The sequence below is a fragment of the Gelidibacter salicanalis genome (assembly GCF_007997285.1).
GTDB classification, from domain to species: domain Bacteria; phylum Bacteroidota; class Bacteroidia; order Flavobacteriales; family Flavobacteriaceae; genus Gelidibacter; species Gelidibacter salicanalis.
This window is the reverse complement of the sequence record NZ_VORX01000001.1, coordinates 36,719-52,238: the sequence shown is the minus strand read 5'-3', so window position 1 is coordinate 52,238 and position 15,520 is coordinate 36,719. Positions and strand designations below refer to the sequence as shown.

Sequence of the window (15,520 nt, the reverse complement as noted above, 5' to 3'; positions counted from 1 at the left end):
CGCTTTTAATTGTTAAGATTCACTTTTACAGGAGTGCCGTTTTTGAGTGACATAACCCCTGAAGTTAAAATGGTATCCCCTACTTTAATTCCAGAAAGGACTCGTACCATACTGTCCGTTCTGACGCCGGTTTCTACGATAACCTCTTTTGCTTTGCCTCCGCTTAACACGAATATCATTTTACCATTTTGGATGGGAATCAGCGCTTCTGTCGGCACTAACAAGGCATCGTCTACTGTTTCTAAAGGCAAGGTGACGTTTGCGAAGGTGCCGGGATAGAGTTTTCCTTCCTTATTTTCAGCAATGGCGCGCATTTTTAAAGTTCTGGTGGCGACATCTACTTGAGGCTCAATAGCATAAATTTTAGCATTGTGTTCCTCGTCTGAGTTGGATGTGGTAAACGTTAGGGTACTACCAACCTTCATACGTGAAACGTATTTTTCAGGAATGGCAAATGTGAGTTTCAGCTGATTTGTATTGACCAGATTGGCAATAGGTGTCGCGGGAGTAACATAAGTTCCTTTTGAAATTGAGCGCAACCCAATAGTTCCGGAGAATGGCGCACGAACGCTAGTTTTTGATAATTGTGCTGCGATGAGTTGGGATTCTGCTTTGGCCGATTCAAAATCAGCGTTAGACATATCGTATTCTTCCACACTGATGGCTTGTTTATCTAACAACAATTTCGCCCTGCGTTGGTTTTCCGACGCTAATTGCTGGGCCGTTTTTACTTTTGATAATTGGGCACGGAGCTCAATATCATTGACGCGAAAGAGCACTTGACCTTTTGATACTTTGGCACCTTCTTCAAAATTGATACTTTCTACAATTCCAGAAATCTCACTTCGGAGCTCAATTTCTTCGTTGGGCTCTAAAGTACCCGAAAGGGTTAAATTATCAGCAAATTTTACGGCTTTAAGAACCGTCCCTTGCACCCCCATGACATTGGTGGATTTTTGAGCATTCTTAGGAGTGTTTATTTTTGAATTAGCACTTATTCTATATGCAATGAGCGCAATAATTCCGCAGGCCAGCAGTGTGAAAAAGATGTATCTTTTTTTCATTTGAGGAGGTGTATAATAGTTAGGATACTTCCTGTTTAGACAAATCTAATTTTTTAAACCGAAACGTATGACGGGTTGGTTTTATTTTAACAGAATTTAACTAAAAACACCTCTAACATCAAAGATATTTAACTGCTCTTTTACAGCTTATTAAATAATTTTGGAAACAATTTAAAAACCAATTATACGAGTTTGCATCCAAGTTTTGAGAGTGGAGCAAGAAGATTTATTTCAGATCAGTGAAGCGTTTTATTACAGTCGATCTACATTGTTCTAGATAAGTCAAGTTAAATTAAGATAAACTATATCCATGCTATTGATGACATACAGATGAAACTCAGAAAAAAGACAGCTAAAATTTAAGATAGAATTAAAATTAGCATTGACTTTTTCTGTCATCACTAATCCATTATACAACCCACTAGTTACTGCATGAAGGGTAGCGTATTAAAGGCTTAGAATCTTGCCTAAAAACGCCATCATCACTGAAACGAATTCATTATACTAAAATAAAATGACCATCATTGTTATACAACGATGGTCATTTTTATCATAATAAATTTACTAAAATTATTTTTTTGACGGCTCAACCTCATCAACCATCAAGTCATATTGACTTTTCTGATAATCTTTACAGGTTTTTACAAAACTGTCTGGCCAGATTGTTCTGAAGCTATGCGATTCCTGCGGAATCACTTCAATCATTTTATCAATCATTCCTTTAGGGTCAAATTGATTCTCTCCCAATTTTTTTGCAGCTTTCTCAATACTTTTTATCGGCGTAAAATTTATATCTTCATCAAACCATTGTTTATAAGTATCATACATTCTGTCATTAAATCCTGTTTCAAAAGGTCCTGGATTTATGGTAGCTATCGTTACTCCCATGGGCTGCAACTCGTCACGTAAAGCTTGTACAACCGCTTCTAACGCATATTTTGACGCGTTATATGGTGCTAAAAAAGGTTGGGTTGACAATCCGGAAATGGACGATAGGAATATAATTTTTCCTTTCCCTTTCTCCACCATTTGACGTATTATAGGTTGTGAGAATTCTAACGGCGAAAACACGTTGGTTTCCATAACCTCTCGCATTAAGTCTACAGGAATTTCAGCAACCGGCCCTGTTTGGCCTATCCCGACGTTATTTACTAAAATGTCAATATCATATTCCCACGCCTTTTCACAATCCATCCTATCCAGGATATCAAGTTTTATAAGTTCTAGATTTTTCTCGTAGTCTGTACCTTTTCTCTCCAAAATAAAACGGGACATTTGCTCCCAAGTATGCATTCCCGCTATGACGGAATGTCCTTCTTTAGCCAATCCAATTGCCGCTCCTTTACCTAAACCTGAACCTGCGCCTGTAATTAAAATTTTTTTCTTACTCATGTGTTTATAGTTTTCTACAAGTTCGTCAATAAATAAAATATTGTTTAACTCATACAAATATTTAAATGCTTCATTACTTTAAAACATAATGGCTGCTTTTAACTTACCAAATTTGGGATAGAAACAAAATTTTTCAAAAATACCTGTGTTTTCATCATCATTTGTCTCTCGACATTCCAGTGTATTAGAGAAATTTTAAAGGAGCGCCAATTAAAATCTCTTGGTCTCCTACAATCACCTGATTTGTATAACTCAAATAAAAGAGCAACTTTAAAAACTAAACTTTCGACGGATATGGTTTACTTACTGGCTTTATTCACTTGTTTTTTGAATTCTGTAGGTGTAATTCCTGTAAGCTTTTTGAAGAGACGTCCAAAATAAGTTGGATAATCAAATCCTAAATTATAGGCAATTTCCGATATGCTGTGCTGATCTTCTTTTAATTGCTGCTTTGCTACCAAAATTATTCTTTCTTGAATAATTTCTGAAGCTGTTTTTCCAGTATTGTGTTTTATGAGGTCTCCAAAATAATTGCTAGACAGATTTAATTGTTCTGCAAAATAATGTACGGTAGGTAATACTTTAGGCTCTTTAGAATAATAGTCATTTAATTGTCGCTTAAATTCCAGCACAATTTTATTGTACAAAGGTTGTCTTGTTTTAAACTGACGTTTGTAACATTTTTCAATGTAAGTGAAAATCAAATTACAATAGGCCATCAGTAAATCAAGCTCATAATTATCCTTTCTGTATTCATTTAAAATTTGTTCATACAATTGCTCAATCTGAAGTTGCTCATCATCCGTTAAGAAGAGCGCTTCATCAACCTCGTATTGAAAAAAATTGAAATCAATCGCATATTCCTGCAAGAGAATTGGAGATATTAAAATCTGGTATCCTTCCCAGGGTTTTAGAACCTTCCAACTGTGAACTTGATTGGGTTTTATAAAATACAAAAAACCTGACTCTGTATCATACTCGGTATTTCCGAACCAATTTAAATCGGTCATACTCCTCTTAAACGCCATCATGTAAAAATCGGAAGTCAACCCTTTGCAAGTCAACCGAAGGTTTTCAAAATCCTTATACCTCACCACATCTATCAACTCTTTTTTCGGCTTGCCATAACCTAAATAAGTATTGTATGCTTTTATTGAATTAAAATGAATCATGTTGCAATATATTTAAAATGGACCAAATCTTGTCTTCAGATAAGGCCCATTTATACTATTCTAAATTTAAAACTTCTCTTAATTGAAGATCTTTTAACACAACATGTTTAGAATTCTTGTTTTGTAGGACGGATAACAATTTCGTTGACATCTACATCGCTTGGCTGTTCAATAACAAATGCAATCGTTCTTGCAATAGCATCGGCCGGAATGGCTTGCTGATAAAATTCTTTAACAAATTCTGAACTTTCTTTATGTGAACTTCCAAACTTTAATTCAGAATCGATGGCACCCGGTTCTAGAGTTGTCGTTCTAATGTTTCCACCTACTTCGTGGCGAAGTCCGTCAGATATTGCGCGAACAGCATATTTGGTTCCACTATAAACAGTTCCTCCGGGACTAAATACTTTTACACCTGCAACGGAAGAAAGGTTGATAAAATGACCTGATTCTTGCTTTTGAAAAATTGGAAGTGCGGCGGCTATCCCATAAAGAACGCCTTTTATGTTAACGTCTATCATTTGGTCCCACTCATCAACCTTAGTTTCACTAAGAGGCGCAATGGCCATAAGGCCCGCATTATTAATCATTACATCAATTTTGCCAAATTCCTTTACAGCTTTGTCCACCAAGGCTTTTACCTCCTCTTTTTTCGTCACGTCCGTTTTTGAGTAAACGGCTTTTCCCTTTCCGTCCGCATTAATCTCGTCGGCAACTTTTTTCAATAGTTCCTCACGACGTGCCCCCAAAACCACATGAGCTCCTTTTGAAGCTAAATGCCGGGCGGTTGTTTCTCCTAAACCACCACTGGCACCAGTGATGACTATAATTTTACCTGAAATATTATTAGATAAGTCCATAAATTTTATTTTTGTAATTAATTGTGATGCAAAGATAAAGGGTCATCTGCTATCCTTATTAATACATAATAAGGGGATTATGAAACAAATTACAGGTTTCTTTACATTTGCGAGCAAGACTTTGTGTATTGGATAGCATTTACAACGCCAGTCCGAAAGTAACATGATCGTTTTTAAATAGTGAGATGTTGCTAAATCGGGCTTCCACCTTATAATTTTTTTTTGTTTAGGTAATGCCGCGTTTTTAAATCGGTTAGCGCTTTCTAAGTTACAACTATTTAAGCTAAAGTTTTATTTCCGTCGAAAACACAAAAAAGCACAAGGCAACATCTTGATTGTTTTCTATAAAAAGCTTCCGAAAAAATAAGGTTGGATTCTATTTCAAAACCGATCAAATTATTGAGTTGATACTTGAATTTTGCATCAAATTGATCCGTGAAATACAATGTTTTTTTTTATGAAATTAAAGAATTTATGTTCACTTAAATGAAAAAAAAGAAGCCGTCTCAAAACTAATTGAAACGGCTTTTTTTATGTTTTTCTATCGGACAGCCGTCCGAGAATAGTTCTCAAATATTCAACTCTCAGATAGGTTGTATAGGTATTGAGACACATTCCTAGAGATGATTTTGTCGAAATAAACTTGAATTATTAGTTTAAGGGACTAATGGAAAATGAATACTCATAACTCCTATTTGCAGGGACAGTATACTCTGGATGCACCAATCTGCCCCATGAGGTATCACCACCAACACCCATTTGCAGATAATCGATATTCCACTGCACTGTTTCACCAATTTTAATATCAGCACCGTGCTTTTTGGTTACAGGCACTAAACCGGATGCAGATGCGCTGGCATCATCACTATTAAAATCGATTTCTGTCATGGCAAAAGGCCATACACTGGTATTGAGCCAGACCTTACCCGCTGCTTTTAAAGTCACCTGAGGCGATGACACTTCAACCCAACGTACATCTGTTTTATTTCCAGTTTCCTGTGGACGAAGGTATCGCTCAAACTGATCTACAATTTTTCCAGAATAGACACCCGTTTTAAGGCCAGTTTTGCGGTCCCAATAACTTTCTGTTTCTCCTTTGCCAAACCAAACGACGTCTGTAAAATCTTTCGGCAACGTCATATACATACCGATACGAGGGATGTTTGGAAGATCATTGTGATTGGGTGAAAAACTATAATCAACATTCAGGCTTCCATCAGATTTTAAGGTGTAATGTACTTGCACATTAGCCTCATTATTCGGCAGAATATAATCCACTTTATAAGTGATCCCGTCATCAGATTTCACAGGATTTCCATCCAATTTGGAGCTATACTTATAGGTAGCTTCCTGCCAAACTTTTGCCCATTGATGCATATTGTTTCCTAAATCGTTGTCCGTAGGTCCTCTCCAAAAATTCGGACGAATTGGGTCTTTCGTGATGCGTTTTCCTTTGTACGTCCATGACTGGATTTCTCCCGATTTGGCGTTTATCTGGAGCTCTACAAACTCGTTTTTAAATGTGAACATGTCATTGCTTTCAATAATTTCAAGCAACGTCCCTTCCGTTGATTCTGACTTTCCAAGTGTACCTTTTTGAAGTAAAAATTCATCCCAAGCCACTTCATGACCTTTCGGAATTAAATTTTTAGCTTCTTTTTGGATTAAACTCACTTGAAGTAAGTAGTCGTTTTCAGCAGTCAATGTGCTCGGGAATTTTTCAAGCTTGATTTTAGCAGACTCCTGCGGATTCACATGCACCACTATAGACTGATCTTGGAAGACCTCTTTTCCGTCCTTTAAAATTTTCCAAGCGATGGTTTTATCGGATAGATCTGTAAAGAAATTCTTGTTGACAATTTCTATCACGCCATTACCCAAATAATGGAACTGCACAGGCTCGTAAACCTTCTTGACTTCTGTCAAATGTGGATGTGGTTTACGGTGCGGATCTACCAAACCATTATTTAAAAAGTTCCCGTCTGTTGGCAAATCTGGATGATAGTCGTGACCATAGGCAAAATAAGGGTTGCCATGTTCATCTTTATATTCTAACGCCTGATCTACCCAATCCCAAATATAGCCGCCTTGTAGATTAGGATAGGTTTCAATAATATCCCAATAATCCTGAAGATTGCCTACCGAGTTCCCCATAGCATGCGCATATTCAATCATGATCGACGGTTTATCAGAATTAGATTTTCCGTGAGCAATTAAATATTCTGGCTTTGGATACATTGGGCAATACAAATCTGTATAGTCATCTTTGCCTGCCGGCTCGTATTGCACGATGCGATTATCATCTTGTGCTTTCAACCATTTATAGGTAATTCTGAATATTTCGCCTGTTCCTGCTTCGTTTCCAAGCGACCATGAATAAATGGACACGTGATTTCTATCGCGATAATACATGCGTTGCGTACGCGCTTCATGCGCTGCCAACCAGCTCATTTCATTCCCGATTTGTGTGTTTTTGTCAATGGCTAATGGGTGACTTTCAATATTTGCCTCATCCACCACATACAAACCATACTGATCACATAACTCCAACCAATACGGATCGTTCGGGTAATGCGAAGCACGCACGGCATTAATGTTATTTTGCTTCATAAGTTGAATGTCCATTTCCATCGATTCCCGCGACACCACATGCCCCGTTAACGGATCAGTTTCATGTCTGTTCACACCTCTAATGTAAATGGCTTTCCCATTTATCAGTACTTGAGAGTTTTTAATTTCGACGCTTTTAAAACCTATTTTTTTAGTGATGTATTGGTTGTTATTAGCATTTGATTCGTCTTCTAAACGTATTTTAAGTGTGTATAAGTTTGGCTGTTCAGCTGACCATTTTTTTACATCTTTAAAAATGCCTTCTGAAATAAATTCAACACTTTCATTCGCAGGAATAGTGACAACATTAGCGTCGGTAAATTTTGAAGTTTCGCCATCAAACACCGACACTGACACCTTTCTTTGAATTGGTTCGCTAGTAGGATTAGCTATTGAAACGGTGTTTTTTAAAACGCCGTTGGTATAGTTGTCCTGTAAATTGGTGTAAGCGTAATAATCAGAAACCGCCACTTTAGGTTGCGTATACAAATAGACGTCGCGCTCAATGCCGCTCATGCGTAAAAAGTCCTGACTCTCCAAGTAACTGGCGTCACTCCATCTAAACATTTGCAGGGACAATATATTTTTTCCTGGTTTTAAATTTTTGGTAATATTAAATTCTGCCGGCAATTTACTGCCTTGAGAATACCCCACATAATCGCCGTTGACATAGACATACATTGCCGATTTAGCACCGGCAAAATGCAAGATGACTTCTTCGGATAAAAACGCTTCGTCCAAAGTAATTTCTTTTCTGTAAGTCCCTACAGGATTATAATCATTCGGTGCATCTGGCCATTTAGTGGTGAATGGGTAGCGTTCATCTAAATAAATCGGGAAATCATAACCTTCAATTTCCCAGTTAGCAGGAACTGGAATGGTTTTCCATTCAGAATCATCAAAATCAATATTTTGAAAGGTCGTAGGTCTTGTTTTTGGGTCTGTCACGAAATTAAATTTCCATTGCCCATTTAAGCTTAAAAACCGTTTTGAGTTCTCCTTCTTCTCAATATTAGCAGATTCAAATGCAAAATACGTTGCACGTGGTGCTAATTTGTTGTCTTCGAAAATTTCATGATTGAAGTGAGACGTTTGTGCTGGCACATTGAAAAGGGATGCAGTTTTGCATCCCACCAGCACACACAACAAGAGGGCACTTAAAAATTTTGATTTCATGTTCAGTATTTTTTATTAGTCCACAGAATTTTGGGACGTATGGTACTATTTTTATTTATTGGATGGGAATCATAACTTCATAAAATCTTCCGCAAGCACTTTTCTTAAATAAAGGAGCAACTCTTCAGCGTTGGCTTTCGTAAAAACAATGGGCGGTTTTATTTTTAAGACATTGTGATCAGGACCGTCGGTACTCATTAAAATACCGTGGTCTTTCATTCGGTCGGCTATATAATCTGTTTGTGCCGCTAAAGGATTTTTATCAGCATCTACCAATTCAATCCCAAGAAATAATCCTTGCCCACGAACATCGCCAATAATTGGAAACTCTTGCGACAGATTATGAAGTTCCGCTTTTAAAAATTCGCCAACGTTTAAAGCATTTTCTTGCAATTTTTCACGTTTTACGGTACGAATTACTTCAGCGCCAATGGCACAAGACACAGGATTACCTCCAAATGTGTTGAAATACTCCATTCCATTGGCAAACTTATCTGCAACGTCGCGCGTACAGACAACAGCGGCAAGCGGATGTCCGTTACCTAATGGTTTTCCAATAGTCACAATATCTGGCGTGACATCATGCAGCTGAAAACCCCAAAATGTTTTACCCATTCGGCCGCAACCTGTTTGTACTTCATCGGAAATACAAAGGCCACCAGCCGCTCTCACTTTTTCATATGCTTTGGCTAAAAACCCTTCTGGCAACTCAACTTGTCCACCGCAACTAATAATTGGTTCTATAATAAATGCGCCAACGCCACGACCTTTTTTATGAATGCTATCGATTTGCTTTTGGACTTCCTCGGCATACAATTCGCCCGTATGTTCTCCTGTATATTTCCCTCTAAAAGCATCAGGCAAGGGAAAAATATGCGTGTGTTCTGGTGCGCCACTTCCACCCTTTCCATCAAACTTATACGAACTGATATCAATACACATATTACTATTGCCATGATAACCAACCTCACTTGCAATAATATCGCGTTGGCCTGTGGCTGCTTTCACCATTCTAATGGCCAATTCATTGGCTTCACTTCCTGAATTCACAAAATGCAAGACACTCAATTCTGGTGGTAAGGTTTCCAAAAGCTCTTCAGCCAAGGCATTGATATTGTCATGCAAATAGCGCGAATTGGTATTGATCAGTGCCATTTGTTCTTGACCTGCTTTTACGACCTTGTAATTTTCATGTCCAACATGCGCGACGTTATTAACGGTGTCCAAATATTTACGCCCGAATTGATCTATTACATATTGACCGGCACCCCGCACCATTTTTATAGGCACTTTATATTGAAGGCTTAAACTTTTGCCTAAATGTTGTTTTCTATAAGCAATTAATTCGGCATTAGAGGTTTCTAAAGTTTTTTGAAGTGCATTTGATTTGAATAATAGATTAGGATCAGGACAGATATTTTTCCAAACATTTATTTGATTGTAATAAGCGACCCCTGGAAAATCCTTGGTATACCCTAAAAGCGACAATAGCACTTGAAAATGAAGATGAGGCACCCAATTGCCATTTTCTTCAGAGGTGCCCAGTTCTCCTATTTGCACACCTTTTTTAATATAATCACCAACTTTGTGTGCCGTAGCGCTCGCCACCGATAAATGACCATAAAGTGTATAAAATTCAAATTGGTCAGTTTGGTGTTTCAAAATCACCAATCCGCCATATTCTTTATTGCCCGCATCATTGACGGCAATGACTACTTCTCCATCTAACAAAGCATGAATAGGAGTTCCGCTAGGTAACCAAAAATCGATACCTAAATGAATGGTTCTACTCTCGGTACCTGAATTTCCAACTTTATCAAAGGCATCCGACGTGTATAAAGCACGTGGCTCCAAATAGCCGCCTGCGATAATGTTGTTTGGATGTTCCTTTTGAAGTCGGTTTAGTTTAAATTCAAAAAAGTCTAAATCATTAAAGTCTTCCTGATGACCAATCCATTTGCTGGACACACTTAAATCGAGATGATGTGATTCATTACTGGCGATTGATGGAAATAACTCTGAAAGTTGGAAGTCCTCCGATGAAGCCCAGTTTTTGAATAGATTCACGTTAGGGTGCGCTTCAAAGCCACACACCTTTCTAAAACTGAAATAAGCAAAATCGGCACTTATTTTTCTCCATTTCTTCAGGACTTCCCAGGCTGGTTTTTCGCTAATGAATAAGTAGGTATTATCAGGCTCTTCTATTTTATTGATGGCCGATTTGGTAACGGAAATCACCAAGCGCATGGCAATAGCATTATATAAATGCATCAACTCATTTTCCTCTAACGGAAATGTTGTGTGATATCCTTGTACAATTGGCAAAGCAGCTTCCAACGGATCATTATGATTCATAATGGCATAAGCACACGCCACCGCAAGGTCATTATGGATTTGAGTGTGGACGGCATCACCATAATCGATAGACGCCTGAACTTTTGGATGTATCAAGTCTGATGAAACAATCACATTATTGTCGTTGGCATCATTATGAACAACTGCGGTTCTTAAATTGGAATAGCTGTCTTGCGATTCTTCAAACTGATTCTGGAAGTAGGCGATGATTTCTCGATCTTCATTCTGAAACAAATCCAAATGCGGTTTGGTCCATAGTGCTTGCGCTACATCCCAGGCAAATTCGCGATGTGCTTCCGGATGATCAAAGCCTTGCAATGCTTGGGTTAACAGGCCACATTGCTCCCCTAAACTAAAGCGTAAATCGTCTAATTGCGGATTTACCGTGCTCCACACACGGCCAGAAATCCAAGTTAATAATCGAACAAAGCGCTCCTTACCAAAAGCGTCAGTTATTTTAGAAATCGGATTCCCGTCAACATCCATAATTACTTTAGGCGCCATAAGATGTTGCCCATTACCATCAACATGTTGCAATAGTTTTTGTTGAAAATCAAGATAGCCTTCATCTTCATCCGGTCGGGAAATTTTCAGAATAAAACCGTCCGAATCAGCGACCTTAATCCTAAAATTAAAATCGATTTCTCCAGGAAGCGGCGATGCACTCCCTATAATATTAAAGCGTTTCAGTAAGATTTCCTCCGCTTGCTGATTCGATATCTTTAAGTTCTCGTAGTTCATTTAGTCATTTTGTAAGAGCATGATAAGGTGCGCCGCACTCCAGCTGAAATTTTGTGCATTTAAACCTTTACCAGTAATAGGGTGATAATTTTCACGTATGGATTTTCCTTTGCCTAAAACCCCTTCGGCACCTTCAATGATCTGAATGGTGGCTTGATTGGCTTCGTTATGAAACCCATAATTTCGTAAGCCCTGAACTCCAAAATAAGCCTGATCCAACCAATTTGGGCCTCTCCAATAGCCTTTTAGCGGGTCAAATCTGTCATGATCAGCACTCATGGTTTGAAACGGAACTTTGGTATAGAACTTTTTAGGATCCATCATTTTTTGCTTTACAGCACTTGCTTGTTCTTGTGTTGCGGCATTGGCCCAAAGCGCCGTCCAACCTTCACTGCCTTCTCCTTTAATAAATGTTTTACCATCAAGAGTGGTGTCATAAAACCACCCATCTTCTGGATCATAGAATTGTTGTTGAATTTTTTGTTTTAACAGTGCCGCTTGATCCTTATAAGTTATCGCATCTTCTAATTTATTGAGGATCTCTGCCAATTCACTTAAATACAATTTTTCAGCGTACAAATAGGCATTTAAATCCACACTTTCCTGATCTAAAGAATACGCGCCTTCTTCATTTTTAAGAATTTTGGAATCATCAAAACGAATGGCATTATCCATCCCGCTTTCCCATTTTGCAGCAATGACAGTGCCGTCAGTAGAACCGTATTCGCACAGACCGTCTTGGTCGTGGTCGCGTTTAGCGTACCACCATTCATGGTATTTTTTGATTTTAGGATACAACTCTTTTACAAATTCGGCATCTTTATCCTTTTCGTAAATTTTTGCCACCGCCCATGCTGATAGTGGTGGTTTGGTATCGCGGTAATTATGGGCTTCAATTGTGGTGTCTCTAAAGATACAATCGACTATAAATCCATCGTCGCTTTGAAAATCGAACATGGCGCGCATTTGATTTTTTGCCAAATCAGTGTCATAATAAGCCAAGCCGACGGCGTGTTTCCATGAATCCCAGGCCCAAAACCCGTGAAAGCCTACATAATGATAACTAGGAAATATACCTTCATTAGTGAGTTCTCCAGCAGGGATACGCCAATTATTTTGCAAGGTTAAAAGTGATTTGGCCAAAACCTGGGCATATGCATCATCCTTAAATTCTGGATTTCTATTGTCAATAATTGCCTTTAATTGAGTGTTCTTTTCGCCTTTTCGCGATTTAAAAACCGAGTCAAAATTTAAATTCGCAATGCTTTGTTTCTCTTTTTCCCAAGAATATTCCGGAAAAATAAAGGTTTGAGCCACCACAATGTCCTTGGTTTCATTGGGTTTTAGGGTTAAGACATCTTGTGCTTTGTAGTGTACACTATCTACCATGGCTATTTGTGTATCTTTTGGAAAAGTAAGATACCCTTTAGCGTTGGATTTTGTAGAGGTAACGGTGATACGATGATCATGTTGTGATATTGAAATACCATCAATCAAAATTGGTGCATTTTCCCAAAGCACTTCCACAACGATGGTTTCAGTACCCGTATTCTTTATGTTGGTCTGTATCAAGGCCGTGTGCCCGTTTTTAAAAACCAAGGTTTCAGTCACTGATAATTTATTGCTTGAGTAATGATTTTCAAGATGACTTGCATAACTTCGAGAGGATTCAATCTTTAAGGTTTCATAAGCATTGTCAACATTAATTACCGTATTCATAAACGACGTACTCAACCAAACGCCATTCTGTTGGGTCATTAGGAACGGTCCAGAAAAACCTATAGATTTCTTCGATTCTTGATGCTGACCATAGGCAAACCAAGCGCCTTGATCAGAAAACATTAAGCCCGACCTATCTTTAGCATCTTTTGGGGTAATATGATACTCTAAAATATTTTCGCTAAAATCTAGATAATTATGAGTTGTCTCAAATTTTGGGGACTTTTTTGCAGTCGTGCAACTGAAGTTAAACAACAATCCGAGAACACATACATAGGTGACTATTTTGGTTAGATACATTTTTATAAACAATTACAATTAGTAAGTCATTAGATTACAAATTTCGGATTTATATTGATATTACCATAAAACATACCTTTACTTGACCTTACAAAGGTATGTTTAAGAAAAAAAAATAAAATTATATTGTCGATATTTGAGAACACGCAAATCTTTCAAATCATAAGAGTATAACGCTATTCCATACAAATCCCGATCCATGAAGAAATTGTTACTTCTTATTCTATTCACCTTTATATGCCTCTGTATTACAACGCAGGCCCAAACTAACATATGGGATGAAAATCCTGCCGATTCTCAAATTGAATTAGACAGCCTATTAACCATATTACCTACGGTAAAACGCGCTGAAAAAACGGCCTTACTTAATAGGATTGCTGAGATCTATTGGTCTAGCAATCCTGATAAAACCATCGAATATGCTTCCGAAGCCCTGCAATTTTCAAAGGAATTTAACCAAAAAGAGCAAGAAGGTCTGGCACTTATCAATCTTTGTCAAGGATATTTGTTCAATGACATTTACGATAAGGCTTTACAATATGGTCTAAAATCTTTAGAAATCCGAAAAGAGATCGGTAATGATTATGATTTGGCGTTTACATTACGCACGCTGGGTTGGCTGTATTACGACATTGGTTATTTTGATAAAGCTTTGGAATATCATAGGGAAGTTCTGAAAATACACGAAAAAATTGGTTCCAAACAGCGGATTGCCTACAGCTATAACAGCATAGGCCTTATTCACGAAGGAAAAGGCGATTGCAATTTAGCCTTATCCTTTTTTAAGAAATCGTTAGAGCTTATTAAAGACCTTGACAACAAAGATAGAATTGCCGAAGCGATGACCAATATGGGCATCTGCTATCGCAAAATTGACGATCTCGATTCCGCCATCAAATTTTTAGAATCGGCTCTGGAAATTACCAATCAAATTAAATTTGAACACAAAAAAGTATACATCCTTCATGAGCTGGCCATCGTGTATTTAAAACAGGAAGATTATAAAAAGGCTTACGCACTACTGGAAGATGCCCGAATAATTATTCAAACCATAAAAAATAATAAGGAATTAATCTTAGAGAACAATAAAATTACCTCTGATTACTATGTTGCAACGCTCAACTACAAAGAAGCTTACCATTACTACAAAAGATACATTGAAGAAACCTCTGAAATTTTCTCGAGCACTGAAAGTGAAAGACTTGCTGAAATGAGAATTTTGTACGAAGCAGAACGTCGTGAGAACGAAATTAAATTATTGGAACAAGAGCGGAATTTAGAGGCCCAAAAACGAAATTTTTTGTTGATTGGTGCCTTGTTGCTGGCAATTATTGCCATCCTAATAATTGGAAGCCTCTGGAATAACATAAAAAAGAAGAAAGCAATCTATTTACAAAGCCACAAACTCTCAAAAGAGAAGTTAAAAACCCAACAATTAGAACGTGAGAATCTGGAGCACAAGTTGGAATTTCGTCAAAAGGAACTCACAAATCTGGCTCTATTTATCTCACAGCGCACGACTATCTATAAAGATTTTACCAAGTCGTTAAAAAATCTGAAGTTTACCGATTTAAAAGAACTCAAAAAAAATATTGACAGTCTTATAAAAGAATACACCTTTAAATTTGATTTTAATGAAGACATTCAACGCTTCCATACCAATATAGAAAATTTACAAAGCGACTTTTTATTTAAAATCAAAGAAGAATTTCCTCACCTAACGGATAAGGATGTTCAACTGGCCGTACAGGTAAAACTTAAATTGAGCTCCAAGGAAATTGCCAACATCAATAATATCTCTCTAAACTCTGTAGAAATCGGAAGGCATCGCTTAAGAAAAAAATTAGGATTGGACCCAAAGGATAATCTCGTAACTTTTTTGGAAAATATTTGAAATTGTAGAATATTTTTAGACCCCATTTAGATTATCTTCAATATAACACTCCGCACAATTCCTTATACCCCTTTAAATTAAAGGACTTTGGCGCTATAAGTCTTCCTAAAAAAAATGCAATGTTCTAAACTTTAAACGCATTGTAAAGGTCAAGTAAAGGTGCCTTTTAATGATTTGTCTCTAAATAATTTCATATTTGGTATTCTTAAACTTAAGTTAAAATCAAGTTTGGATCTA

The 15,520-nt window shown here is 37.5% G+C and carries 8 protein-coding genes; 1 reads left to right on the top strand and 7 read right to left on the bottom strand.

Annotated features, from left to right (window positions below):
• Positions 1 to 5 precede the first annotated feature (5 nt).
• The 7 genes from ES711_RS00195 to ES711_RS00165 form a co-directional block, all read right to left on the bottom strand.
• Positions 6 to 1,064 carry an efflux RND transporter periplasmic adaptor subunit gene (locus ES711_RS00195; RefSeq protein ID WP_146888246.1) on the bottom strand — a complete coding sequence of 353 codons (1,059 nt, stop codon included), beginning with the start codon at positions 1,062 to 1,064 and terminating at the stop codon, positions 6 to 8.
• 570 nt (positions 1,065 to 1,634) lie between these two features.
• The gene (locus ES711_RS00190; RefSeq protein ID WP_146888243.1) at positions 1,635 to 2,456 is read right to left on the bottom strand and encodes an SDR family oxidoreductase; all 822 of its coding nucleotides are present in this window, start codon (positions 2,454 to 2,456) and stop codon (positions 1,635 to 1,637) included.
• 299 nt (positions 2,457 to 2,755) lie between these two features.
• Entirely contained in the window at positions 2,756 to 3,628 is an 873-nt protein-coding gene (locus ES711_RS00185) for an AraC family transcriptional regulator (protein ID WP_146888240.1), read from the bottom strand.
• 107 nt (positions 3,629 to 3,735) lie between these two features.
• Positions 3,736 to 4,488 (bottom strand): SDR family oxidoreductase, encoded by a 753-nt coding sequence (locus ES711_RS00180; protein ID WP_146888238.1) that lies wholly within the window; start codon positions 4,486 to 4,488, stop codon positions 3,736 to 3,738.
• Between the two features lie 651 nt (positions 4,489 to 5,139).
• Positions 5,140 to 8,274: a glycoside hydrolase family 2 TIM barrel-domain containing protein gene (locus ES711_RS00175; RefSeq protein ID WP_146888236.1), complete on the bottom strand. Its 3,135-nt coding sequence runs from the start codon at positions 8,272 to 8,274 to the stop codon at positions 5,140 to 5,142.
• Between the two features lie 69 nt (positions 8,275 to 8,343).
• Entirely contained in the window at positions 8,344 to 11,370 is a 3,027-nt protein-coding gene (locus ES711_RS00170; RefSeq protein ID WP_146888233.1) for an aminotransferase class III-fold pyridoxal phosphate-dependent enzyme, read from the bottom strand.
• On the bottom strand, positions 11,371 to 13,389 hold the full coding sequence (locus tag ES711_RS00165; protein WP_146888230.1) for an MGH1-like glycoside hydrolase domain-containing protein: 2,019 nt from the start codon (positions 13,387 to 13,389) through the stop codon (positions 11,371 to 11,373). It lies immediately after the preceding gene.
• A gap of 199 nt (positions 13,390 to 13,588) precedes the next feature.
• Here ES711_RS00165 and ES711_RS00160 point away from each other — a divergent pair, with 199 nt between their 5' ends.
• Positions 13,589 to 15,283, top strand: coding sequence for a tetratricopeptide repeat protein (locus ES711_RS00160; RefSeq protein ID WP_146888227.1), 1,695 nt, complete (start codon positions 13,589 to 13,591; stop codon positions 15,281 to 15,283).
• Positions 15,284 to 15,520 lie beyond the last annotated feature (237 nt).

Coding starts and splice junctions, on each gene's coding strand:
- ES711_RS00195 (WP_146888246.1), bottom strand. CDS start 1,064: ATGAAAAAAAGATACATCTTTTTCACACTGCTGGCCTGCGGAATTATT.
- ES711_RS00190 (WP_146888243.1), bottom strand. CDS start 2,456: ATGAGTAAGAAAAAAATTTTAATTACAGGCGCAGGTTCAGGTTTAGGT.
- ES711_RS00185 (WP_146888240.1), bottom strand. CDS start 3,628: ATGATTCATTTTAATTCAATAAAAGCATACAATACTTATTTAGGTTAT.
- ES711_RS00180 (WP_146888238.1), bottom strand. CDS start 4,488: ATGGACTTATCTAATAATATTTCAGGTAAAATTATAGTCATCACTGGT.
- ES711_RS00175 (WP_146888236.1), bottom strand. CDS start 8,274: ATGAAATCAAAATTTTTAAGTGCCCTCTTGTTGTGTGTGCTGGTGGGA.
- ES711_RS00170 (WP_146888233.1), bottom strand. CDS start 11,370: ATGAACTACGAGAACTTAAAGATATCGAATCAGCAAGCGGAGGAAATC.
- ES711_RS00165 (WP_146888230.1), bottom strand. CDS start 13,389: ATGTATCTAACCAAAATAGTCACCTATGTATGTGTTCTCGGATTGTTG.
- ES711_RS00160 (WP_146888227.1), top strand. CDS start 13,589: ATGAAGAAATTGTTACTTCTTATTCTATTCACCTTTATATGCCTCTGT.